The organism is Bacillus sp. 9.4 (genome assembly GCF_055486415.1).
Genome location: NZ_JBVFMU010000005.1, coordinates 191,448 through 217,094 on the forward strand (window position 1 = coordinate 191,448; position 25,647 = coordinate 217,094).

3 protein-coding genes are annotated in these 25,647 nt (G+C 49.9%); all 3 read left to right on the forward strand.

Going from position 1 to position 25,647, the window contains the following annotated elements; genetic code table 11:
* The first annotated feature begins 235 nt into the window (after positions 1–235).
* Genes srfAA through srfAC form a run of 3 tightly spaced genes read left to right on the forward strand, consistent with a single transcriptional unit; the run spans position 236 to position 25,627 of the window.
* On the forward strand, positions 236–10,999 hold the full coding sequence (gene srfAA, locus ACZ07B_RS18660) for a surfactin non-ribosomal peptide synthetase SrfAA (RefSeq protein WP_464877534.1): 10,764 nt from the start codon (positions 236–238) through the stop codon (positions 10,997–10,999).
* 12 nt (positions 11,000–11,011) lie between these two features.
* Positions 11,012–21,763, forward strand: a complete 10,752-nt coding sequence (srfAB, locus tag ACZ07B_RS18665) for a surfactin non-ribosomal peptide synthetase SrfAB (RefSeq protein WP_464877535.1) — start codon at positions 11,012–11,014, stop codon at positions 21,761–21,763.
* 36 nt (positions 21,764–21,799) lie between these two features.
* Complete coding sequence (gene srfAC, locus ACZ07B_RS18670; RefSeq protein WP_464877536.1) at positions 21,800–25,627, forward strand: surfactin non-ribosomal peptide synthetase SrfAC; 3,828 nt, start codon at positions 21,800–21,802, stop codon at positions 25,625–25,627.
* Positions 25,628–25,647: the final 20 nt, after the last annotated feature.

Consider the following 25,647-nt stretch of genomic DNA (forward strand, 5'->3'; position numbering starts at 1 on the left):
GATAGGGGATCTTGCGGTCTTTATCCACTTATGTTAAACGCCGCAATGCTGACTGACGGCTGCCCGTTTTAATAGCGGCAATCTGTTTTTTTGTTTGGAAGCTCTGCTTTTTAAGTGTAGTACTTTGGGCTATTTCGGCTGTTAGTTCATAAGAATTAAAAGCTGATATGGATAAGAAAGAGAAAATGCGTTGCACATGTTCACTGCTTATAAAGATTAGGGGAGGTATGACAATATGGAAATAACTTTTTACCCTTTAACGGATGCACAAAAACGAATTTGGTATACAGAAAAATTTTATCCTCACACGAGCATTTCAAATCTTGCGGGGATTGGTAAGCTGGTTTCAGCTGATGCGATTGATTATGTACTTGTTGAGCAGGCGATTCAAGAGTTTATTCGCAGAAATGAAGCCATGCGCCTTCGGTTGCGGCTAGATGAAAACGGGGAGCCTGTTCAATATATTAGCGAGTATCGGCCTGTTGATATAAAACATACTGACACTACTGAAGATCCGAATGCGATAGAGTTTATTTCACAATGGAGCCGGGAGGAAACGAAGAAACCGTTGCCGCTGTACGATTGTGATTTATTTCGTTTTTCCTTGTTCACCATAAAGGAAAATGAAGTGTGGTTTTACGCAAATGTTCATCACGTGATTTCTGATGGTATCTCCATGAATATTCTCGGGAATGCGATCATGCACATTTATTTAGAATTAGCCAGCGGCTCAGAGACAAAAGAAGGAATCTCGCATTCATTTATCGATCATGTTTTATCTGAACAGGACTATGCTCAATCGAAGCGGTTTGAAAAGGACAAGGCGTTTTGGAACAAACAATTTGAATCGGTGCCTGAACTTGTTTCCCTGAAACGGAATGCTTCCGCAGGAGGAAGTTTAGATGCTGAGAGGTTCTCTAAAGATGTGCCTGAAGCGCTTCATCAGCAGATTCTGTCATTTTGTGAGGCGAATAAAGTCAGTGTTCTTTCGGTATTTCAATCGTTGCTCGCCGCCTACTTGTACAGGGTCAGCGGCCAGAATGATGTTGTGACGGGAACCTTTATGGGCAACCGGACAAATGCGAAAGAGAAGCAGATGCTTGGCATGTTTGTTTCTACGGTTCCGCTTCGGACAAACATTGACGGCGGGCAGGCGTTTTTAGAATTTGTCAAAGACCGGATGAAGGATCTCATGAAGACACTCCGCCACCAAAAGTACCCGTATAATCTCCTGATCAACGATTTGCGTGAAACAAAGAGCTCTCTGACCAAGCTGTTTACTGTTTCTCTTGAATATCAGGTGATGCAGTGGCAGAAAGAAGAGGATCTTGCCTTTTTGACTGAGCCGATTTTCAGCGGAAGCGGATTAAATGATGTCTCGATCCATGTGAAGGATCGATGGGATACTGGGAAACTCACCATAGATTTTGATTACCGCACTGATTTATTTTCACGTGAAGAAATCAACATTATTTGTGAGCGCATGATTACAATGCTGGAGAACGCGTTAACGCATCCAGAACATACAATTGATGAATTAACGATGATTTCTGATGCGGAGAAAGAGAAGCTACTTGCGAGGGCGGGCGGTAAATCTGTGAGCTACCGTAAGGACATGACGATCCCGGAACTGTTCCAAGAAAAGGCTGAGCAGCTTTCAGATCATCCGGCGGTTGTATTTGAAGATCGTACATTGTCCTATCGAACGTTACATGAACAATCGGCACGCATCGCCAATGTGCTGAAACAGAAAGGGGTTGGCCCGGACAGTCCTGTCGCGGTTTTGATTGAACGCTCTGAACGGATGATTACAGCTATCATGGGGATTTTAAAAGCCGGCGGAGCCTATGTGCCGATTGATCCGGGTTTTCCTGCTGAGCGCATTCAATATATTTTGGAGGACTGCGGGGCGGACTTCATCCTGACTGAATCGAAGGTTGCGGCGCCTGAAGCCGATGCTGAGCTGGTTGACTTAGATCAGGCGATTGCGGAAGGTGCAGAAGAAAGCCTGAATGCAGATGTGAACGCACGGAACCTTGCCTACATTATTTACACATCGGGAACAACCGGACGCCCGAAAGGCGTTATGATCGAGCATCGCCAGGTTCATCATTTGGTTGAATCTCTGCAGCAGACGATTTATCAAAGCGGCAGCCAAACCCTGCGGATGGCATTGCTTGCGCCGTTCCACTTCGATGCGTCAGTGAAGCAGATCTTCGCGTCGCTTCTTTTGGGACAAACCCTTTATATCGTACCGAAGAAAACAGTGACGAACGGGGCCGCCCTTGCTGCATATTATCGGAGAAACAGCATTGAGGCGACGGATGGAACACCGGCTCATTTGCAAATGCTGGTAGCAGCGGGCGATTTTGAAGGCCTAACACTGAAACACATGCTGATCGGAGGAGAAGGCCTGTCATCTGTTGTTGCGGACAAGCTGCTGAAGCTGTTTAAAGAAGCCGGCACAGCGCCGCGTTTGACCAATGTGTACGGACCGACTGAAACATGCGTTGACGCGTCTGTTCATCCGGTTATCCCTGAGAATGCAGTTCAATCAGCGTATGTGCCGATCGGGAAAGCGCTGGGGAATAACCGCTTATATATTTTGGATCAAAAAGGCCGGCTGCAGCCTGAAGGCGTGGCGGGCGAGCTTTATATCGCGGGAGACGGTGTGGGCCGAGGCTATTTACATTTGCCTGAATTAACGGAAGAGAAGTTTTTACAAGATCCATTCGTGCCGGGCGATCGCATGTACCGGACCGGGGATGTGGTACGCTGGCTTCCAGATGGAACAATCGAATATTTAGGCAGAGAGGATGACCAGGTCAAAGTCCGCGGATACCGGATTGAGCTTGGGGAAATTGAAGCCGTGATTCAGCAGGCGCCAGACGTTGCAAAAGCCGTTGTTTTGGCACGCCCTGACGAACAGGGAAATCTTGAGGTTTGCGCATATGTTGTGCAGAAGCCTGAAAGCGAATTTGCGCCAGCCGGCTTGAGGGCGCATGCGGCCAGACAGCTTCCTGACTATATGGTGCCGGCTTACTTTACAGAAGTGACAGAAATTCCGCTTACGCCAAGCGGCAAAGTCGACCGCCGCAAGCTGTTTGCACTAGAGGTGAAGGCTGTCAGCGGCACTGCCTATACAGCGCCGCGAAATGAGACTGAAAAAGCAATCGCAGCCATTTGGCAGGACGTACTGAACGTTGAGAAGGCGGGGATCTTTGACAATTTCTTTGAAACTGGCGGGCATTCATTGAAAGCCATGACCCTTTTAACAAAGATTCATAAGGAAACAGGCGTCGAGATTCCGCTTCAATATTTGTTTGAGCATCCGACGATTGCGGCTCTTGCAGAGGAGCCTGATCACAGAGAAAGCCGGGAGTTTTCGGTGATTGAACCTGCTGAAAAACAGGAGCATTACCCGCTTTCCCTGGCACAGCAGCGAACATATATCGTCAGCCAGTTCGAGGATGCGGGAGTCGGCTACAACATGCCGGCAGCAGCAATATTAGAAGGGCCTTTAGATATTCAAAAGCTGGAGCGCGCATTTCAGGGGTTAATCCGACGCCACGAGTCATTGAGAACATCATTTGTTCTTGAAAACAGCACGCCGAGACAGAACATTCACGATAGCGTTGATTTCAACATCGAAATGATTGAAAGAGGCGGCCGCTCAGATGAGGAAATTATAGCTTCATTCGTTCGGAAATTTGATTTAGCGAAAGCTCCGCTGTTCAGAATCGGTTTGCTGGGGCTTGAAGAGAACCGTCATATGCTGCTGTTTGACATGCACCATTTGATTTCTGATGGTGTATCCATTGGCATTATGCTGGACGAGTTAGCACGCATTTATAAAGGCGAACAGCTTCCTGAACTTCGTCTCCAGTATAAGGACTACGCTGTATGGCAAAGCAGACAGGCTGCTGAAGGGTACAAGAAGGACCAGGCTTATTGGAAGGAAGTCTTTGCAGGCGAGCTCCCTGTGCTTCAACTTCTGTCCGATTACCCAAGACCGCCTGTTCAAAGCTTTGAAGGGGATCGGGTGTCAATCAAGCTGGATGCGGGGGTAAAGGATCGCCTCAATCGTTTGGCTGAACAAAACGGCGCCACTTTATATATGGTGATGCTGTCCGCTTACTATACGCTTTTGTCAAAGTATACGGGGCAGGATGACATCATTGTCGGGACACCGTCAGCCGGCAGAAATCATTCCGATACAGAGGGCATTGTCGGGATGTTCGTCAATACGCTTGCGATTCGCAGTGAGGTCAAGCAGGATGAGACGTTTACCCAATTGATCTCGCGTGTTCGTAAACAGGTGCTGAATGCCTTTTCTCATCAGGACTATCCGTTTGAGTGGCTTGTTGAAGATTTGAACATCCCGCGTGATGTTAGCAGGCATCCGCTGTTTGACACGATGTTCAGCCTTCAAAACGCGACAGAGGGTATTCCGGCTGTCGGCGATCTGTCCTTGTCTGTTCATGAGACCAATTTCAAGATTGCCAAATTTGATTTGACGGTGCAGGCGAGAGAAATCGATGAAGGCATTGAGCTTGATTTGGATTATAGCACGAAGCTGTTTAAACAAAGCACGGCAAACAGGCTGCTTACGCATTTTGCGCGTTTGCTTGAAGATGCTGCGGCTGATCCGGAGAAGCCGATTTCTGAGTATAAGCTTCTTTCTGAAGAGGCGGCTGCTTCGCAAATTCAGCAGTTTAACCCGGGCAGAACACCTTATCCGAAAGACAAAACAATTGTTCAGCTGTTTGAGGAGCAAGCGGCGAATACGCCAGACCATACTGCGCTTCAATATGAAGGCGAATCACTCACTTATCGTGAGCTGAATGAACGGGCCAATCGTTTAGCCCGCGGCATTCTTTCTCTTGGGGCTGGCGAAGGCAGGACAGCGGCTGTCTTATGCGAGCGGTCAATGGATATGATTGTGTCGATCTTGGCAGTATTAAAATCAGGTTCGGCTTATGTTCCGATTGATCCGGAACATCCGATTCAGCGGATGCAGCATTTCTTCCGTGACAGCGGAGCAAAGGTGCTTCTCACTCAGAGGAAATTAAAGGCTTTAGCGGAAGAAGCGGAATTTAAGGGCGTTATCGTGCTAGCCGATGAGGAAGAGAGCTATCATGCCGATGCGCGAAATCTCGCACTGCCTCTTGATTCTGCGGCAATGGCCAACCTGACGTATACTTCTGGGACGACTGGAACACCTAAGGGGAATATCGTGACACATGCCAATATTCTCCGCACGGTGAAGGGAACGAATTATCTCAGCATTACAGAACAGGATACGATTCTCGGTCTTTCCAATTACGTGTTTGACGCGTTTATGTTCGATATGTTCGGATCTTTGTTAAACGGAGCCAAGCTGGTGCTGATACCGAAGGAAACCGTTTTGGACATGGCTCGCCTGTCCCGCGTCATTGAACGGGAGAACATCAGCATTCTCATGATTACAACCGCTTTGTTCCACTTGCTTGTGGACTTGAATCCGGCGTGCTTGTCAACGCTTCGCAAGATTATGTTTGGCGGGGAACGGGCTTCGGTTGAGCATGTCAGAAAAGCTTTGCAAACGGTTGGAAAGGGCAAGCTCCTTCACATGTATGGACCGTCTGAAAGCACGGTTTTCGCGACGTATCATCCGGTTGATGAATTGGAGGAGCACACGCTGTCTGTTCCGATTGGAAAACCGGTCAGCAATACGGAAGTATACATTCTTGACAGTACGGGACACGTGCAGCCTGCCGGGATTGCCGGAGAGCTTTGCGTCAGTGGCGAAGGACTCGTGAAAGGCTATTACAACCGTCCAGAACTGACTGAGGAGAAATTTGTTCCCCATCCGTTTACATCCGGCGAACGCATGTATAAAACGGGAGACCTTGCGAGATGGCTGCCGAATGGCGACATCGAATTTATCGGGCGAATCGACCATCAGGTGAAGATTCGCGGACAGCGCATCGAGCTTGGAGAAATCGAACATCAGCTGCAAACCCATGATCGTGTTCAGGAAAGTGTTGTGCTTGCCGTTGATCAAGGAGCGGGAGATAAACTGCTTTGCGCTTACTATGTCGGAGCGGGAGACATCTCATCACAAGAGATGAGAGAGCATGCTGCGAAGGACTTGCCGGCATATATGGTTCCTGCGGTGTTTATCCAAATGGACGAGCTGCCGCTGACAGGGAACGGAAAAATTGACCGGAGAGCGCTGCCGATTCCTGATGCCAACGTTTCAAGAGGTGTTTCATATGTTGCGCCACGCAATGAAACGGAACAAAAAGTCGCAGACATTTGGGCACAGGTGCTTCAGGCTGAACAAGTCGGCGCTTATGACCACTTCTTTGACATTGGCGGACATTCATTAGCAGGCATGAAGATGCTTGCCTTGGTTCATCAGGAACTGGGCGTTGAGCTGTCACTCAAGGATCTCTTCCAGTCACCGACGGTTGAGGGCTTAGCACAGGTGATTGCCTCTGCTGAAAAAGGGACAGCCGCAAGTATCAGCCCGGCAGAGAAACAAGATACGTATCCTGTTTCTTCACCGCAAAAACGGATGTACGTGCTTCAGCAGCTTGAAGATGCGCAAACGAGCTATAACATGCCGGCGGTTCTGCGCCTGACAGGTGAGCTTGATGTTGAAAGGCTTAACAGCGTCATGCAGCAGTTAATGCAGCGTCATGAAGCCTTGAGAACCACGTTTGAAATAAAAGATGGAGAAACGGTGCAGCGGATCTGGGAAGAGGCTGAGTGCGAGATAGCCTATTTCGAAGCCCCGGAAGAAGAGACAGAGCGGATCGTTTCTGAGTTTATTAAGCCTTTCAAAATCGACCAACTTCCACTGTTCAGAATAGGGCTTATCAAGCATTCAGACACTGAGCATGTGCTGCTGTTCGATATGCATCATATTATTTCTGATGGTGCATCTGTCGGTGTGCTGATTGAGGAGCTTTCAAAGCTGTACGACGGAGAAACCCTTGAGCCGCTCCGTATTCAATATAAGGATTATGCCGTGTGGCAGCAGCAGTTCATTCAGTCTGAGCTTTACAAGAAGCAAGAAGAGCATTGGCTGAAGGAGCTGGACGGAGAGCTGCCGGTGCTGACGCTTCCGACTGATTACAGTCGGCCTGCCGTTCAAACATTTGAGGGAGACCGCATTGCATTTTCATTAGAAGCAGGCAAAGCTGATGCTCTGCGCAGGCTTGCAAAAGAAACGGATTCCACGCTTTACATGGTGCTTCTGGCTTCATACAGTGCATTTTTATCAAAACTTAGCGGGCAAGACGATATCATCGTCGGTTCACCTGTGGCCGGACGATCTCAAGCGGACGTCAGCCGCGTCATCGGAATGTTCGTCAATACATTGGCGCTTCGCACGTATCCGAAGGGTGAAAAGACCTTTGCTGACTATCTTAACGAAGTGAAAGAAACGGCACTCAGCGCTTTTGATGCGCAGGATTACCCGCTTGAGGATTTGATCGGAAATGTTCAAGTTCAGCGTGACACAAGCAGAAACCCGTTATTCGATGCAGTTTTTTCAATGCAAAATGCGAATATAAAGGATTTAACAATGAAAGGGATTCAGCTTGAGCCGCATCCGTTTGAACGGAAAACAGCCAAGTTTGACCTCACGCTGACGGCTGACGAAACCGACGGAGGGCTTACATTCGTACTCGAATACAATACAGCTCTGTTTAAGCAGGAAACGATTGAACGATGGAAGCAATATTGGATGGAGCTTTTAGATGCAGTTACTGGGAACCCGAACCAGCCGCTTTCCAGCCTGTCACTGGTCACCGAGGCAGAAAAGCAAGCGCTTCTTGAGGCATGGAAGGGCAAGGCGCTGCCTGTGCCGACAGACAAAACAGTTCATCAGCTATTCGAAGAGACTGTCCAGCGCCACAAAGACCGCCCGGCTGTCACATACAACGGCCAGTCTTGGACGTACGGCGAGCTGAATGCGAAGGCAAACCGTCTCGCGCGGATTCTGATGGACTGCGGCATCAGCCCGGATGACCGCGTCGGCATTCTCACGAAGCCGTCGCTTGAAATGTCCGCCGCGGTGCTCGGCGTCTTGAAAGCCGGAGCGGCGTTTGTGCCGATTGATCCTGACTACCCGGATCAGCGGATTGAGTATATTTTACAGGACAGCGGCGCGAAGCTCCTCTTGAAACAGGAAGGCATTTCAGTGCCGGACAGCTATACGGGAGATGTCATTCTTCTCGACGGAAGCCGCACGATTCTAAGCCTGCCGCTTGATGAAAACGACGAGGGAAATCCAGAGACGGCTGTAACCGCGGAGAACTTGGCGTACATGATTTACACGTCTGGAACGACCGGACAGCCGAAGGGTGTCATGGTCGAGCACCATGCGCTTGTGAACCTGTGCTTCTGGCACCACGACGCGTTCAGCATGACAGCGGAGGACCGCAGTGCGAAGTACGCGGGCTTCGGGTTCGACGCTTCCATTTGGGAGATGTTCCCGACCTGGACGATCGGTGCTGAACTTCACGTCATTGATGAAGCGATCCGCCTCGATATCGTCCGCCTGAACGATTATTTTGAAACGAACGGCGTAACGATCACGTTCCTGCCGACACAGCTTGCGGAACAGTTCATGGAGCTTGAGAACACATCACTTCGCGTCCTCTTGACCGGAGGAGACAAGCTGAAGCGCGCAGTGAAAAAGCCGTACACACTCGTCAACAACTACGGGCCGACAGAAAATACGGTCGTTGCCACGAGTACAGAAATCCATCCGGTGGAAGGCTCGCTTTCCATCGGACGGGCGATCGCCAATACGAGAGTATACATCCTCGGCGAGGGCAATCAGGTGCAGCCGGAAGGCGTAGCCGGAGAGCTTTGCGTGGCGGGGCGCGGACTGGCACGCGGCTATCTGAATCGAGAAGACGAAACCGCGAAGCGGTTTGTCGCTGATCCGTTTGTGCCGGGTGAGCGCATGTACCGCACCGGCGATTTGGTGAAATGGACGGGCGGCGGCATCGAATACATCGGCCGGATCGACCAGCAGGTCAAGGTCCGCGGCTACCGGATCGAGCTCTCAGAAATTGAAGTCCAGCTCGCCCAGCTTTCTGAGGTGCAGGATGCGGCGGTGACAGCTGTCAAAGATAAAGGCGGCAATACAGCGATTGCGGCGTATGTCACACCGGAAACAGCTGATATAGAAGCACTAAAGTCTTCGCTTAAAGAAACCCTGCCGGATTACATGATCCCGGCGTTCTGGGTAACGCTGAGCGAGCTTCCGGTTACGGCAAACGGCAAAGTGGACCGCAAAGCCTTGCCTGAGCCGGACATCGAAGCGGGAAGCGGAGAATACAAAGCGCCGACGACCGACATGGAAGAACTGCTTGCCGGCATCTGGCAGGACGTGCTTGGAATGTCTGAAGTCGGTGTCACCGACAATTTCTTCTCGCTTGGCGGAGATTCCATCAAAGGAATTCAAATGGCGAGCCGCTTGAACCAGCACGGCTGGAAGCTGGAAATGAAAGATCTTTTCCAGCACCCGACGATCGAAGAGCTTACCCAGTACGTAGAGCGTGCCGAAGGCAAACAGGCAGACCAAGGCCCGGTGGAGGGCGAAGTCATCCTGACGCCGATCCAGCGCTGGTTATTTGAAAAGAACTTCACGAACAAGCACCACTGGAACCAATCGGTGATGCTTTACGCCGCGAAGGGCTTTGATCCTGAACGGGTGGAGAAAACGTTGCAGGCGCTGATCGAGCATCATGACGCGCTCCGTATGGTCTACCGTGAGGGACAGGAAGACGTCATTCAATACAACAGAGGTCTTGAAGCTGCTTCAGCTCAATTGGAGGTCATCCAGATTGAGGGCCAAGCTGCAGATTACGAAGACCGTATAGAGAGAGAAGCGGAGCGTTTACAAAGCAGCATCGACTTGCAGGAAGGCGGCTTGTTAAAAGCAGGCTTGTTCCAAGCGGAAGACGGAGACCACTTGCTTCTTGCCATTCACCATTTAGTGGTTGACGGCGTGTCGTGGCGGATTTTACTGGAGGATTTCGCCGCAGTATATACACAGCTTGAGCAAGGCAATGAACCGGTTCTCCCGCAGAAAACACATTCATTTGCAGAGTATGCAGAGAGATTGCAAGACTTCGCGAACTCCAAAGCCTTTTTGAAAGAAAAAGAGTATTGGAGACAGCTTGAAGAACAAGTAGTCGCAGCAAAGCTTCCGAAAGACCGCGAATCTGGTGATCAGCGAATGAAACATACAAAGACAATTGAATTCTCGCTGACTGCTGAAGAGACAGAACAGCTCACCACAAAGGTGCATGAGGCATATCACACAGAAATGAATGATATTTTGCTGACGGCATTCGGATTGGCAATGAAGGAGTGGACGGGTCAGGATCGAGTAAGTGTTCATTTAGAGGGGCATGGACGTGAAGAAATCATAGAAGATCTGACCATTTCCCGCACAGTCGGCTGGTTTACAAGTATGTACCCAATGGTGCTCGATATGAAGCATGCGGATGATCTGGGCTACCAGCTGAAGCAAATGAAAGAAGATATCAGACATGTGCCGAATAAGGGAGTCGGATACGGCATTCTGCGCTATCTGACGGCACCGGAACATAAAGAAGATGTGGCGTTCTCGATTCAGCCGGATGTCAGCTTCAACTATTTAGGTCAGTTTGACGAAATGTCGGATGCAGGTTTGTTTACGAGATCAGAGCTGCCATCAGGACAGTCATTAAGCCCTGAAACAGAAAAACCGAATGCGCTGGATGTTGTTGGATATATCGAAAACGGAAAACTGACGATGTCACTGGCCTATCATTCTCTTGAATTTCATGAAAAAACAGTACAAACATTCAGTGACAGCTTTAAAGCGCATCTTCTCAGAATCATTGAACATTGCCTATCTCAAGACGGTACGGAACTGACCCCGAGTGATCTTGGTGACGACGATTTGACGCTGGATGAGCTGGATAAATTAATGGAAATTTTCTAATAGAGGTGGCATATGAGCAAAAAATCGATTCAAAAGGTGTACGCACTGACACCAATGCAGGAGGGAATGCTGTATCATGCGATGCTTGATCCGCATTCTTCCTCGTACTTCACACAAATAGAGCTTGGGATTCACGGCGCTTTTGATCTTGAAATCTTTGAGAAAAGCGTCAATGAACTGATTCGGTCATACGATATTCTCCGTACGGTATTTGTGCATCAGCAGCTGCAAAAACCGCGTCAGGTCGTGTTAGCGGAACGCAAAACAAAGGTGCATTATGAGGATATCAGTCATGCAGACGAGAACCGCCAGAAGGAGCACATTGAGCGTTACAAACAAGACGTTCAGCGCCAAGGCTTTAACCTGGCAAAAGACATATTGTTCAAGGTAGCGGTTTTCCGCCTTGCTGCAGATCAGCTGTATCTTGTCTGGAGCAATCATCATATTATGATGGACGGCTGGAGCATGGGCGTCCTCATGAAAAGCCTGTTCCAAAACTATGAAGCGCTCAGAGCAGGCAGGACACCGGCAAACAGTCAGGGCAAGCCTTATTCCGATTACATCAAGTGGCTTGGAAAACAGGACAATGAAGAAGCGGAGAGCTACTGGAGCGAGCGCTTGGCGGGTTTTGAACAGCCAAGCGTGCTCCCGGGCCGCCTGCCTGTGAAAAAAGACGAATACGTCAATAAAGAATATTCATTTACATGGGACGAAACACTGGTTGCCCGTATTCAGCAAACCGCAAATCTCCATCAAGTGACAGGGCCTAACCTATTTCAGGCCGTTTGGGGCATTGTTCTCAGCAAATACAACTTTACGGATGATGTGGTCTTCGGAACGGTCGTCTCGGGACGACCGTCTGAAATCAACGGAATCGAAACGATGGCGGGGCTGTTTATCAACACCATTCCAGTGCGGGTGAAAGTTGAACGAGATGCTGCATTCGCTGATATTTTCACAGCTGTTCAGCAGCATGCAGTAGAGGCAGAGCGTTACGATTACGTGCCGCTCTATGAGATTCAAAAACGCTCAGCTCTTGATGGCAATCTCTTAAACCATCTGGTCGCGTTTGAAAATTATCCGCTTGATCAAGAGCTTGAAAACGGCAGCATGGAAGACCGCCTCGGGTTTTCGATTAAGGTAGAAAGCGCATTTGAACAAACGAGCTTCGATTTCAACCTGATTGTGTATCCGGGCAAAACGTGGACCGTCAAAATTAAATATAACGGAGCCGCCTTTGATTCCGCTTTTATCGAACGGACAGCGGAGCACCTTACCCGCATGATGGAAGCAGCTGTCGATCAGCCGGCCGCTTTTGTGCGTGAGTACGGGCTTGTGGGAGACGAAGAGCAGCGGCAAATTGTCGAGGTGTTTAACAGCACGAAAGCCGAACTCCCTGAAGGAATGGCTGTTCACCAAGTGTTTGAAGAGCAAGCGAAACGGACGCCGGCGAGCACTGCCGTCGTATATGAAGGAACCGAGCTGACGTACCGCGAGCTGAATGCAGCCGCTAACCGTCTGGCGAGAAAGCTTGTCGAACAAGGCCTTCAAAAAGGGGAAACAGCAGCGATTATGAACGATCGCTCAGTAGAAACCGTTGTCGGCATGCTGGCTGTTTTAAAAGCAGGAGCCGCATATGTGCCGCTTGATCCAGCGCTTCCTGGGGATCGTCTTCGTTTCATGGCAGAGGACAGCTCCGTTCGAATGGTTTTGATCGGAAATTCTTATACAGGGCAGGCACATCAGCTGCAAGTTCCGGTTCTTACACTGGACATAGGCTTTGAAGAGAGCGAAGCGGCTGACAATCTCAACCTGCCATCCGCCCCGTCTGATTTGGCGTACATCATGTACACATCCGGTTCAACGGGCAAACCGAAAGGCGTCATGATCGAACATAAAAGCATTCTGCGCCTCGTCAAAAATGCCGGGTACGTTCCTGTTACTGAAGAGGACCGCATGGCGCAAACGGGGGCAGTCAGCTTTGATGCCGGAACGTTTGAGGTATTCGGCGCACTGCTGAATGGCGCAGCGCTTTATCCGGTCAAAAAAGAGACACTGCTTGATGCGAAACAATTTGCTGCATTCCTGCGTGAGCAAAGCATCACAACCATGTGGCTGACATCACCTTTATTCAACCAGCTTGCAGCAAAGGATGCGGGTATGTTCGGCACACTGCGCCATTTAATCATCGGCGGAGACGCCCTTGTCCCGCATATTGTCAGCAAAGTAAAACAGGCATCGCCGTCGCTTTCATTGTGGAACGGATACGGCCCGACAGAAAACACGACGTTTTCAACCAGTTTTCTGATCGACCGCGAGTATGGCGGCTCTATCCCAATCGGGAAGCCGATCGGAAATTCCACTGCCTACATCCTGGATGAGCAGCAATGCCTGCAGCCAATCGGCGCGCCTGGTGAGCTTTGCGTAGGCGGAATCGGTGTAGCGCGTGGGTATGTCAATCTCCCTGAGCTGACAGAGAAGCAATTTCTCGAAGATCCGTTCAGACCTGGTGAGAGAATTTATCGCACTGGTGACTTGGCAAGATGGCTGCCGGACGGCAATATCGAATTTTTAGGAAGAATCGACAATCAAGTGAAGGTGCGCGGCTTCCGAATTGAGCTTGGCGAAATTGAAACAAAACTGAACATGGCTGCGCATGTGACAGAGGCTGCGGTGATCATCCGCAAGAACAAAGCGGATGAAAATGAAATTTGCGCGTACTTTACGGCGGACCGTGAAGTGGCTGTGAGCGAGCTGAGAAAAACACTGTCTCAGTCTTTGCCTGACTATATGGTCCCTGCCCACCTGATTCAAATGGACAGTCTGCCGCTCACGCCAAACGGGAAAATCAACAAAAAAGAACTGCCTGCACCGCAATCAGAAGCCGTGCAGCCGGAATACGCAGCACCAGAAACAGAGAGTGAAAAGAAATTAGCGGAGATCTGGGAAGGAATACTCGGCGTCAGAGCAGGCGTTACCGATAACTTCTTTATGATCGGCGGCCATTCTTTGAAAGCGATGATGATGACGGCGAAAATTCAAGAGCATTTTCATAAGGAAGTTCCGATAAAAGTGCTTTTTGAAAAGCCGACTATTCAAGAACTGGCACTGTATTTGGAAGAGAACGAAAGCAAGGAGGAGCAGACGTTTGAACCGATCAGGCAAGCATCTTATCAGCAGCATTATCCTGTATCCCCGGCCCAGCGGAGAATGTATATCCTCAATCAGCTTGGACAAGCAAACACAAGCTACAACGTCCCCGCTGTACTTCTGCTGGAGGGAGAAGTAGATAAAGACCGGCTTGAAAACGCGATTCAGCAATTAATCAACCGGCACGAAATCCTCCGTACATCGTTTGACATGATCGACGGAGAGGTTGTGCAAACCGTTCATAAAAACATATCGTTCCAGCTGGAGGCTGCCAAGGGACGGGAAGAAGACGCGGAAGAGATAATCAAAGCATTTGTTCAGCCGTTTGAATTAAACCGCGCGCCGCTCGTCCGTTCGAAGCTTGTCCAGCTGGAAGAAAAACGCCACCTGCTGCTCATTGATATGCATCATATTATTACTGACGGAAGTTCAACAGGCATTCTAATCGGTGATCTTGCCAAAATATATCAAGGCGCAGATCTGGAACTGCCACAAATTCACTATAAAGATTACGCAGTTTGGCACAAAGAACAAACTAATTATCAAAAAGATGAGGAATACTGGCTCGATGTCTTTAAAGGCGAACTGCCAATACTGGATCTTCCCGCGGATTTCGAGCGGCCTGCTGAACGGAGCTTTGCGGGAGAGCGCGTGATGTTTGGGCTTGATAAGCAAATCACGGCTCAAATCAAATCGCTCATGGCAGAAACAGATACGACAATGTACATGTTTTTGCTGGCGGCGTTCAATGTACTCCTTTCCAAGTACGCGTCACAGGATGATATCATTGTCGGCTCGCCGACAGCTGGCAGAACACATCCTGATCTGCAAGGTGTGCCGGGTATGTTTGTCAACACGGTGGCACTCAGAACGGCACCAGCGGGAGATAAAACCTTCGCGCAATTCCTTGAAGAGGTCAAAACAGCCAGCCTTCAAGCATTCGAGCACCAGAGCTATCCGCTTGAGGAGCTGATTGAAAAGCTTCCGCTTACAAGGGATACAAGCAGAAGTCCACTGTTCAGCGTGATGTTCAACATGCAGAATATGGAGATTCCTTCATTAAGATTAGGAGATTTGAAGATTTCCTCGTATTCCATGCTTCATCATGTTGCGAAATTTGATCTTTCCTTGGAAGCGGTCGAGCGTGAAGAGGATATCGGCCTAAGCTTTGACTATGCGACTGCCTTGTTTAAGGACGAGACGATCCGCCGCTGGAGCCGCCACTTTGTCAATATCATCAAAGCGGCCGCGGCTAATCCGAACGTTCGGCTGTCTGATGTAGATCTGCTTTCATCTGCAGAAACGGCTGCTTTGCTAGAAGAAAGACATATGACTCAAATTACCGAAGCAACCTTTGCAGCACTTTTTGAAAAACAGGCCCAGCAAACACCTGACCATCCTGCGGTGAAGGCTGGCGGAAATCTGCTGACCTATCGCGAGCTTGATGAACAGGCGAACCAGCTGGCGCATCATCTTCGTGCCCAAGGGGCAGGAAATGAAGACATTGTCGCGATTGTTATGGACCGGTCAGCTGAAGTCATGGTATCGATTCTCGGTGTCATGAAGGCGGGGGCAGCTTTCCTTCCGATTGATCCTGATACACCTGAAGAACGAATCCGTTATTCATTAGAGGACAGCGGAGCAAAATTTGCGGTCGTGAATGAAAGAAACATGACGGCTATTGGGCAATATGAAGGGACAATCGTCAGCCTTGATGACGGTAAATGGAGAAATGAAAGCAAGGAGCGCCCATCATCCATTTCCGGGTCTCGCAATCTTGCATACGTCATTTATACGTCCGGTACGACCGGAAAGCCAAAGGGCGTGCAGATTGAGCATCGCAATCTGACAAACTATGTCTCTTGGTTTAGTGAAGAGGCGAGCCTGACGGAAAATGATAAGACTGTATTGCTTTCATCTTACGCATTTGACCTTGGCTATACGAGCATGTTCCCTGTACTTCTGGGCGGGGGCGAGCTCCATATCGTCCAGAAGGAAACCTATACGGCGCCGGATGAGATAGCGCACTATATCAAGGAGCATGGGATCACTTATATCAAACTGACACCGTCTCTCTTCCATACAATAGTGAACACCGCCAGTTTTGCAAAAGATGCGAACTTTGAATCCTTGCGCTTGATCGTCTTGGGAGGAGAAAAAATCATCCCGACTGATGTTCTCGCCTTCCGTAAGATGTATGGACATACCGAATTTATCAATCACTACGGCCCGACAGAAGCAACGATCGGCGCCATCGCCGGGCGGGTTGATCTGTCTGAGCCGGATGCATTTGCGAAACGCCCGACAATCGGACGCCCGATTGCGAATGCCGGCGCGCTTGTCTTAAATGAAGCATTGAAGCTTGTGCCGCCGGGAGCGAGCGGACAGCTCTATATCACGGGACAGGGGCTTGCGAGAGGGTATCTCAACAGGCCTCAGCTGACAGCCGAGAGATTTGTAGAAAATCCATATTCGCCGGGAAGCCTCATGTACAAAACCGGAGATGTCGTACGAAGACTTTCTGACGGTACGCTTGCATTTATCGGCCGGGCTGATGATCAGGTGAAAATCCGCGGCTACCGCATTGAGCCGAAAGAAATTGAAACGGTCATGCTCAGCCTCAGCGGAATTCAAGAAGCGGTTGTATTAGCGGTTTCCGAGGGCGGTCTTCAAGAGCTTTGCGCGTATTATACGTCGGATCAAGCTATTGAAAAAGCAGAGCTCCGGAAGCAGCTTTCCCTAACACTGCCGTCTCATATGATTCCTGCTTTCTTTGTGCAGGTTGACGCGATTCCGCTGACGGCAAACGGAAAAACCGACAGAAACGCTTTGCCGAAGCCGAACGCGGCACAATCCGGAGGCAAGGCATTGGCCGCACCGGAGACAGCGCTTGAAGAAAGCTTATGCCGCATTTGGCAGAAAACGCTTGGCATAGAAGCCATCGGCATTGACGACAATTTTTTCGATTTAGGCGGCCATTCATTAAAAGGGATGATGCTGATTGCCAACATTCAGGCGGAATTGGAGAAAAGCGTACCGCTTAAAGCACTGTTCGAGCAGCCAACTGTTCGCCAGCTGGCGGCTTATATGGAGGCGTCTGCCGTTTCAGGCGGCCATCAAGTCCTCAAACCGGCTGACAAGCAGGATATGTATCCATTGTCATCCGCACAGAAACGGATGTACGTGCTCAATCAGCTTGACCGCCAGACGATAAGCTACAACATGCCATCTGTTCTTCTAATGGAAGGAGAGCTTGATATTTCGCGCCTGCGCGACTCACTCAATCAGCTTGTGAACCGTCACGAATCATTGCGGACGTCATTTATGGAAGCTAATGGTGAGCCTGTTCAGCGCATCATTGAGGAGGCGGAGGTTGATCTTCATCTGTTTGAAGCCAAAGAAGACGAAGCGGACCAAAAGATTAAGGAATTTATCCGGCCATTCGACTTAAACGACGCACCGCTCATTCGCGCAGCTTTGCTTCGAATAGAAGCGAAAAAACATTTGCTGCTTTTAGATATGCATCATATCATCGCAGACGGCGTCTCAAGAGGCATCTTTGTAAAAGAATTGGCGCTGCTTTACAAAGGAGAGCAGCTTCCGGAGCCGGCGCTTCATTATAAAGATTTCGCCGTTTGGCAACATGAAGCTGAGCAAAAAGAACGGATGAAGGAGCATGAGGCGTACTGGATGTCAGTTCTTTCAGGCGAGCTGCCAGAGCTTGATCTCCCGCTCGATTACGCCCGTCCGCCTGTGCAAAGCTTTAAAGGAGATACGATCCGTTTCCGTACGGGAAGTGAGACGGCAAAGGCGGTAGAAAAACTGCTTGCGGAAACCGGAACGACCTTGCACATGGTGCTCCATGCTGTTTTCCACGTCTTTTTAAGCAAAATTTCCGGACAGCGGGATATCGTCATCGGCTCCGTTACTGCCGGCCGGACGAATGCTGATGTTCAGGACATGCCGGGAATGTTCGTCAATACACTTGCCCTGAGAATGGAAGCGAAAGAACAGCAAACATTTGCGGAGCTTTTGGAGCAAGCAAAGCAGACGAACTTGTCAGCGCTTGAGCATCAGGAGTATCCGTTTGAAGATCTGGTTAATCAGCTTGATCTCCCTCGGGATATGAGCCGAAACCCATTGTTTAATGTGATGGTGACGACAGAAAACCCTGATAAAGAACAGCTTACATTGCAAAATCTGAGCATTTCACCTTATGAGGCTCATCAGGGAACTTCTAAGTTTGATCTGACACTGGGCGGATTTACTGATGAAAATGGCATTGGCTTGCAGCTCGAATATGCGACGGATCTGTTCGCAAAAGAAACAGCTGAAAAATGGAGCGAATACGTTCTGCGGCTACTAAAGGCTGTTGCGGATAACCCGAACCAGCCGCTTTCCAGCCTGTCACTGGTCACCGAGACAGAAAAGCAAGCGCTTCTTGAGGCATGGAAGGGCAAAGCGCTGCCTGTGCCGAGAGACAAAACGGTTCATCAGCTATTCGAAGAGACTGTCCAGCGCCACAAAGACCGCCCGGCTGTCACATACAACGGCCAGTCTTGGACGTACGGCGAGCTGAATGCGAAGGCAAACCGTCTCGCGCGGATTCTGATGGACTGCGGCATCAGCCCGGATGACCGCGTCGGCGTTCTCACGAAGCCGTCGCTTGAAATGTCCGCCGCGGTGCTCGGCGTCTTGAAAGCCGGAGCGGCGTTTGTGCCGATTGATCCTGACTATCCGGATCAGCGGATTGAGTATATTTTACAGGACAGCGGCGCGAGACTTCTCTTGAAACAGGAAGGCATTTCAGTGCCGGACAGCTATACGGGAGATGTCATTCTTCTCGACGGAAGCCGCACGATTCTAAGCCTGCCGCTTGATGAAAACGACGAGGAAAATCCAGAGACGGCTGTAACCGCGGAGAACTTGGCGTACATGATTTACACGTCTGGAACGACCGGACAGCCGAAGGGTGTCATGGTCGAGCACCATGCGCTTGTGAACCTGTGCTTCTGGCACCACGACGCGTTCGGTATGACAGCGGAGGACCGCAGTGCGAAGTACGCAGGCTTTGGATTTGACGCTTCCATTTGGGAGATGTTCCCGACCTGGACGATCGGCGCTGAGCTTCACGTCATTGATGAAGCGATCCGCCTCGATATCGTCCGCCTGAACGATTATTTTGAAACGAACGGCGTAACGATCACGTTCCTGCCGACACAGCTTGCGGAACAGTTCATGGAGCTTGAGAACACATCACTTCGCGTCCTCTTGACCGGAGGAGACAAGCTGAAGCGCGCAGTGAAAAAGCCGTACACACTCGTCAATAACTACGGGCCGACAGAAAATACGGTCGTTGCCACAAGCGCAGAAATCCATCCGGAGGAAGGCTCGCTTTCCATCGGAAGGGCCATTGCCAATACGAGAGTATACATTCTCGGAGAGGGCAATCAGGTGCAGCCGGAAGGCGTAGCCGGAGAGCTTTGCGTGGCGGGGCGCGGACTGGCACGCGGCTATCTGAATCGAGAAGACGAAACCGCGAAGCGGTTTGTCGCTGATCCGTTTGTGCCGGGTGAGCGCATGTACCGCACCGGCGATTTGGTGAAATGGACGGGCGGCGGCATCGAATACATCGGCCGGATCGACCAGCAGGTCAAGGTCCGCGGCTACCGGATCGAGCTCTCAGAAATTGAAGTCCAGCTCGCCCAGCTTTCTGAGGTGCAGGATGCGGCGGTGACAGCTGTCAAGGATAAAGGCGGCAATACAGCGATCGCGGCGTATGTCACACCGGAAACAGCTGACATAGAAGTACTGAAATCAGCACTGAAGGAAACCCTGCCGGATTACATGATCCCGGCGTTCTGGGTGACGCTGAACGAGCTTCCGGTTACGGCAAACGGCAAAGTGGACCGCAAAGCCTTGCCTGACCCGGACATCGAAGCGGGAAGCGGAGAATACAAAGCGCCGACGACCGACATGGAAGAGCTGCTTGCCGGCATCTGGCAGGACGTGCTTGGATTGTCTGAAGTCGGTGTCACCGACAATTTCTTCTCGCTTGGCGGAGATTCCATCAAAGGAATTCAAATGGCGAGCCGCTTGAACCAGCACGGCTGGAAGCTGGAAATGAAAGATCTCTTCCAGCATCCGACGATCGAGGAGCTTACCCAATATGTAGAGCGTGCCGAAGGCAAACAGGCAGACCAAGGCCCGGTGGAGGGCGAAGTCATCCTGACGCCGATCCAGCGCTGGTTCTTTGAAAAGAACTTCACGAACAAGCACCACTGGAACCAATCGGTGATGCTTCACGCCGCGAAGGGCTTTGACCCTGAACGGGTGGAGAAAACATTGCAGGCGCTGATCGAGCATCATGACGCGCTCCGTATGGTCTACCGCGAGGAAAACGGGGACATCGTTCAGGTGTATAAACCGATCGGTGAGAGCAAGGTCAGCTTCGAAATCGTGGATCTGTACGGCTCCGATGAAGAGATGCTGAGAAGCCAGATTAAGCTTCTCGCGAACAAGCTGCAAAGCAGTCTCGATCTGCGAAACGGGCCGCTTTTAAAGGCGGAGCAATATCGCACAGAAGCTGGGGATCACCTGCTCATTGCTGTACACCATCTCGTGGTCGACGGTGTGTCATGGCGGATTTTGCTTGAAGACTTTGCTTCAGGCTACATGCAGGCTGAGAAAGAAGAGAGCCTTGTCTTCCCGCAAAAAACAAACTCCTTCAAGGATTGGGCGGAAGAACTGGCGGCATTCAGCCAATCAGCGCATCTTTTACAGCAGGCTGAATACTGGTCGCAAATTGCCGCTGAACAGGTTTCTCCTTTACCGAAGGATTGTGAAACAGAGCAGCGGATCGTCAAGGATACATCATCCGTCCTATGTGAATTAACGGAAGAAGACACTAAGCATCTTTTAACAGATGTTCATCAGCCATATGGAACTGAAATCAACGATATTCTTCTCAGTGCGCTTGGTTTGACAATGAAAGAATGGACAAAGGGGGCCAAAATTGGCATTAACCTTGAGGGACACGGCCGGGAGGACATCATCCCGAATGTGAATATCTCCAGAACGGTCGGCTGGTTTACGGCACAATACCCTGTTGTGCTCGACATGTCTGAAGCAGATGCCTCAGCTGTGATCAAAACAGTCAAAGAAAACCTGCGCCGCATTCCGGACAAAGGTGTTGGCTATGGCATTCTTCGTTATTTCACAGAAACAGCGGAAACAAAGGGCTTCACACCGGAGATCAGCTTCAACTATTTGGGCCAATTCGACAGTGAAGTCAAAACCGATTTCTTTGAACCGTCCGCTTTCGATATGGGGCGCCAAGTAAGCGAGGAATCAGAAGCGCTGTACGCATTAAGCTTCAGCGGCATGATCAGAAACGGCCGGTTTGTGCTTTCCTGCTCCTACAATGAAAAGGAGTTTGAAAGAGCTACAGTCGAGGAGCAAATGGAACGGTTTAAAGAAAACCTCCTGATGCTAATCCGCCATTGCACGGAAAAAGAAGACAAGGAATTCACACCAAGCGACTTCAGCGCCGAAGACCTTGAAATGGACGAGATGGGAGATATCTTTGACATGCTTGAGGAGAATTTAAAATAAAACGCAAGGGAATTACAGAAGGCGGGAGCGAAACATATGAGTCAATTTAGCAAGGATCAGGTTCAAGATATGTATTACCTATCGCCGATGCAGGAAGGGATGCTTTTTCATGCCATCCTGAATCCCGGCCAAAGCTTTTACCTTGAACAAATCACGATGAAAGTAAAAGGCAGCTTGAATATCAAATGTCTTGAAGAAAGCATGAATGTGATCATGGACCGGTACGATGTATTTCGTACCGTGTTCATTCACGAAAAAGTAAAAAGACCTGTCCAAGTCGTATTGAAAAAACGGCAGTTCCATATAGAAGAAATCGATCTGACACACTTAACGGGCAGCGAGCAAACAGCCAAAATCAATGAGTACAAAGAACAGGATAAGATCAGGGGTTTTGATTTGACGCGGGATATTCCGATGCGGGCAGCCATTTTCAAGAAAGCTGAAGAAAGCTTTGAATGGGTGTGGAGCTACCACCACATTATTTTGGACGGATGGTGCTTCGGCATCGTCGTACAGGATCTATTTAAGGTATACAATGCTCTGCGCGAACAAAAGCCGTACAGCCTGCCCCCCGTCAAACCGTATAAAGACTACATCAAGTGGCTTGAAAAGCAGGATAAACAAGCATCACTGCGTTACTGGCGCGAGTATTTAGAGGACTTTGAAGGACAAACGACGTTTGCGGAGCAAAGAAAGAAACAAAAGGACGGCTATGAGCCGAAAGAGCTGCTCTTTTCACTGCCGGAGGCGGAGACAAAGGCCTTTACCGAGCTTGCAAAATCGCAGCATACCACTTTAAGTACGGCGCTGCAGGCAGTCTGGAGCGTATTGATCAGCCGCTATCAGCAGTCTGGCGATTTGGCCTTCGGTACAGTTGTTTCAGGGCGTCCCGCGGAAATCAAAGGCGTTGAACATATGGTCGGGCTGTTTATCAACGTTGTCCCGAGACGTGTGAAGCTGTCTGAGGGTATCACATTTAACGGCTTGCTCAAGCAGCTGCAGGAGCAATCGCTGCAGTCTGAGCCGCATCAATATGTGCCGCTTTATGACATCCAAAGCCAGGCCGATCAGCCGAAACTGATTGACCACATCATTGTTTTCGAGAACTATCCGCTTCAGGATGCGAAAAATGAAGAAAGCAGTGAAAACGGCTTTGATATGGTGGATGTTCATGTTTTTGAGAAGTCGAATTATGATCTCAACCTGATGGCTTCCCCGGGAGATGAGATGCTGATTAAGCTTGCTTATAACGAGAATGTGTTTGATGAGGCGTTTATCCTGCGCTTGAAATCTCAGCTTCTCACAGCAATTCAGCAGCTCATCCAGAATCCGGATCAGCCTGTCAGCACGATCAACCTCGTTGACGACAGGGAGAGAGAATTTTTGCTAACCGGCTTAAACCCGCCGGCTCAAGCTCATGAAACAAAGCCTCTGACGGATTGGTTCAAGGAAGCAGTGAACGTCAATCCGGATGCACCTGCGCTTACGTATTCCGGCCAGACCCTGTCTTATCGCGAATTAGATGAGGAAGCGAACCGCCTTGCACGCCGGCTGCAAAAACACGGTGCGGGCAAAGGCTCTGTTGTAGCGCTGTACACGAAGCGCTCACTTGAATTGGTGATCGGCATTCTCGGTGTATTAAAGGCGGGAGCAGCCTATCTGCCGGTTGATCCGAAGCTGCCAGAGGACCGAATCTCGTATATGCTGGCTGACAGTGCGGCAGCCTGTCTTCTGACGCATCAGGAGATGAAAGAACAAGCGGATGAGCTGCCGTATACAGGCACAACGCTCTTCATTGATGATCAAACACGGTTTGAAGAACAGGAAAGCGATCCTGCAACCGCGATTGATCCTAATGATCCGGCATATATCATGTACACGTCCGGCACAACCGGAAAGCCAAAGGGCAATATGACCACTCATGCCAATATTCAAGGTTTGGTCAAGCATGTAGACTACATGGCATTTTCTGATCAGGATACGTTCTTGTCTGTTTCCAATTACGCCTTTGACGCATTTACCTTTGATTTCTATGCTTCTATGCTGAATGCGGCACGGCTCATTATCGCAGATGAACATACGCTGCTTGATACAGAACGGCTCACAGATCTGATCCTGCAAGAGAATGTCAATGTCATGTTTGCGACAACCGCACTATTTAATCTTCTCACAGATGCGGGAGAGGATTGGATGAAGGGGCTTCGCTGTATATTATTCGGCGGAGAGCGCGCCTCAGTGCCTCATGTCAGAAAAGCGCTGCGGGTCATGGGGCCGGGCAAGCTGATTAACTGCTACGGGCCGACTGAGGGAACAGTGTTTGCGACTGCTCACGTCGTGCATGATATACCGGATTCCATCTCCTCATTGCCGATCGGAAAGCCGATCAGCAATGCCAGTGTTTATATTCTGAATGAGCAAAGCCAGCTCCAGCCATTCGGGGCGATCGGTGAACTGTGCATCAGCGGAATGGGCGTGTCAAAAGGATATGTAAATCGTGCTGACCTCACGAAGGAAAAGTTTATTAAGAACCCGTTCAAGCCGGGAGAAACGCTTTACCGCACAGGGGATTTAGCACGCTGGCTGCCGGATGGAACGATTGAATACGCCGGCCGTATTGACGACCAGGTCAAAATACGCGGACACCGGATTGAGCTTGAAGAAATCGAAAAGCAGCTGCAGGAATACCCAGGTGTGAAAGATGCGGTCGTTGTGGCGGACCGCCCTGAGTCTGGCGATGCATCAATCAATGCCTACCTTGTGAACCGAACGCAGCTTTCAGCTGAGGACGTGAAGGCGCACCTGAAAAAACAGCTTCCTGCTTATATGGTGCCGCAAACCTTTACCTTCTTGGATGAGCTTCCTTTAACGACGAACGGGAAAGTCAATAAACGGCTGCTCCCAAAACCTGATCAGGATCAGCTGGCGGAAGAATGGATTGGACCGCGGAACGAGATGGAAGAAACAATCGCACAAATATGGTCTGAGGTTCTCGGCAGAAAGCAAATTGGCATTCATGACGATTTCTTTGCGCTCGGAGGGCATTCCTTGAAGGCCATGACCGCCGCTTCCAGCATCAAGAAAGAGCTCGGGATTGATCTTCCAGTAAAGCTTTTGTTTGAAGCGCCGACGATCGCCGGCATTTCAGCATATTTGAAAAACGGGGGTCCTGATGGCTTGCAGGATGTAACGATAATGAATCAGGATCAGGAGCAGATCATTTTCGCATTCCCGCCGGTCTTGGGCTATGGCCTTATGTACCAAAATCTATCCAGCCGCTTGCCGTCATACAAGCTGTGCGCCTTTGATTTTATTGAGGAGGAAGACCGGCTTGACCGCTATGCGGATTTGATCCAGAAGCTGCAGCCGGAAGGGCCTTTAACATTGTTTGGATATTCAGCGGGATGCAGCCTGGCGTTTGAAGCTGCGAAAAAGCTTGAGGAACAAGGCCGTATTGTTCAGCGGATCATCATGGTCGATTCCTATAAAAAACAAGGTGTCAGTGATCTGGACGGACGCACGGTTGAAAGTGATGTCGAAGCGTTGATGAATGTCAATCGGGACAATGAAGCGCTCAACAGCGAAGCCGTCAAACAAGGCCTCAAGCAAAAAACACATGCCTTTTACTCATACTACGTCAGCCTGATCAGCACAGGCCAGGTGAAAGCAGATATTGATCTGTTGACTTCCGGCACTGATTTTGACATGCCGGAATGGCTTGCATCATGGGAAGAAGCTACAACAGGTGCTTACCGTGTGAAAAGAGGCTTCGGAACACACGCAGAAATGCTGCAGGGCGAAACGCTAGATAGGAATGCCGGGATTTTGCTCGAATTTCTTAATACACAAACCGTAACGGTTTCATAAAAGAAGTGATGAAAGGAGGA

Excerpts from the sequence above, each read along its gene's own strand:
- srfAA (WP_464877534.1), top strand. The coding sequence starts at position 236 with ATGGAAATAACTTTTTACCCTTTAACGGATGCACAAAAACGAATTTGG.
- srfAC (WP_464877536.1), top strand. The coding sequence starts at position 21,800 with ATGAGTCAATTTAGCAAGGATCAGGTTCAAGATATGTATTACCTATCG.
- srfAB (WP_464877535.1), top strand. The coding sequence starts at position 11,012 with ATGAGCAAAAAATCGATTCAAAAGGTGTACGCACTGACACCAATGCAG.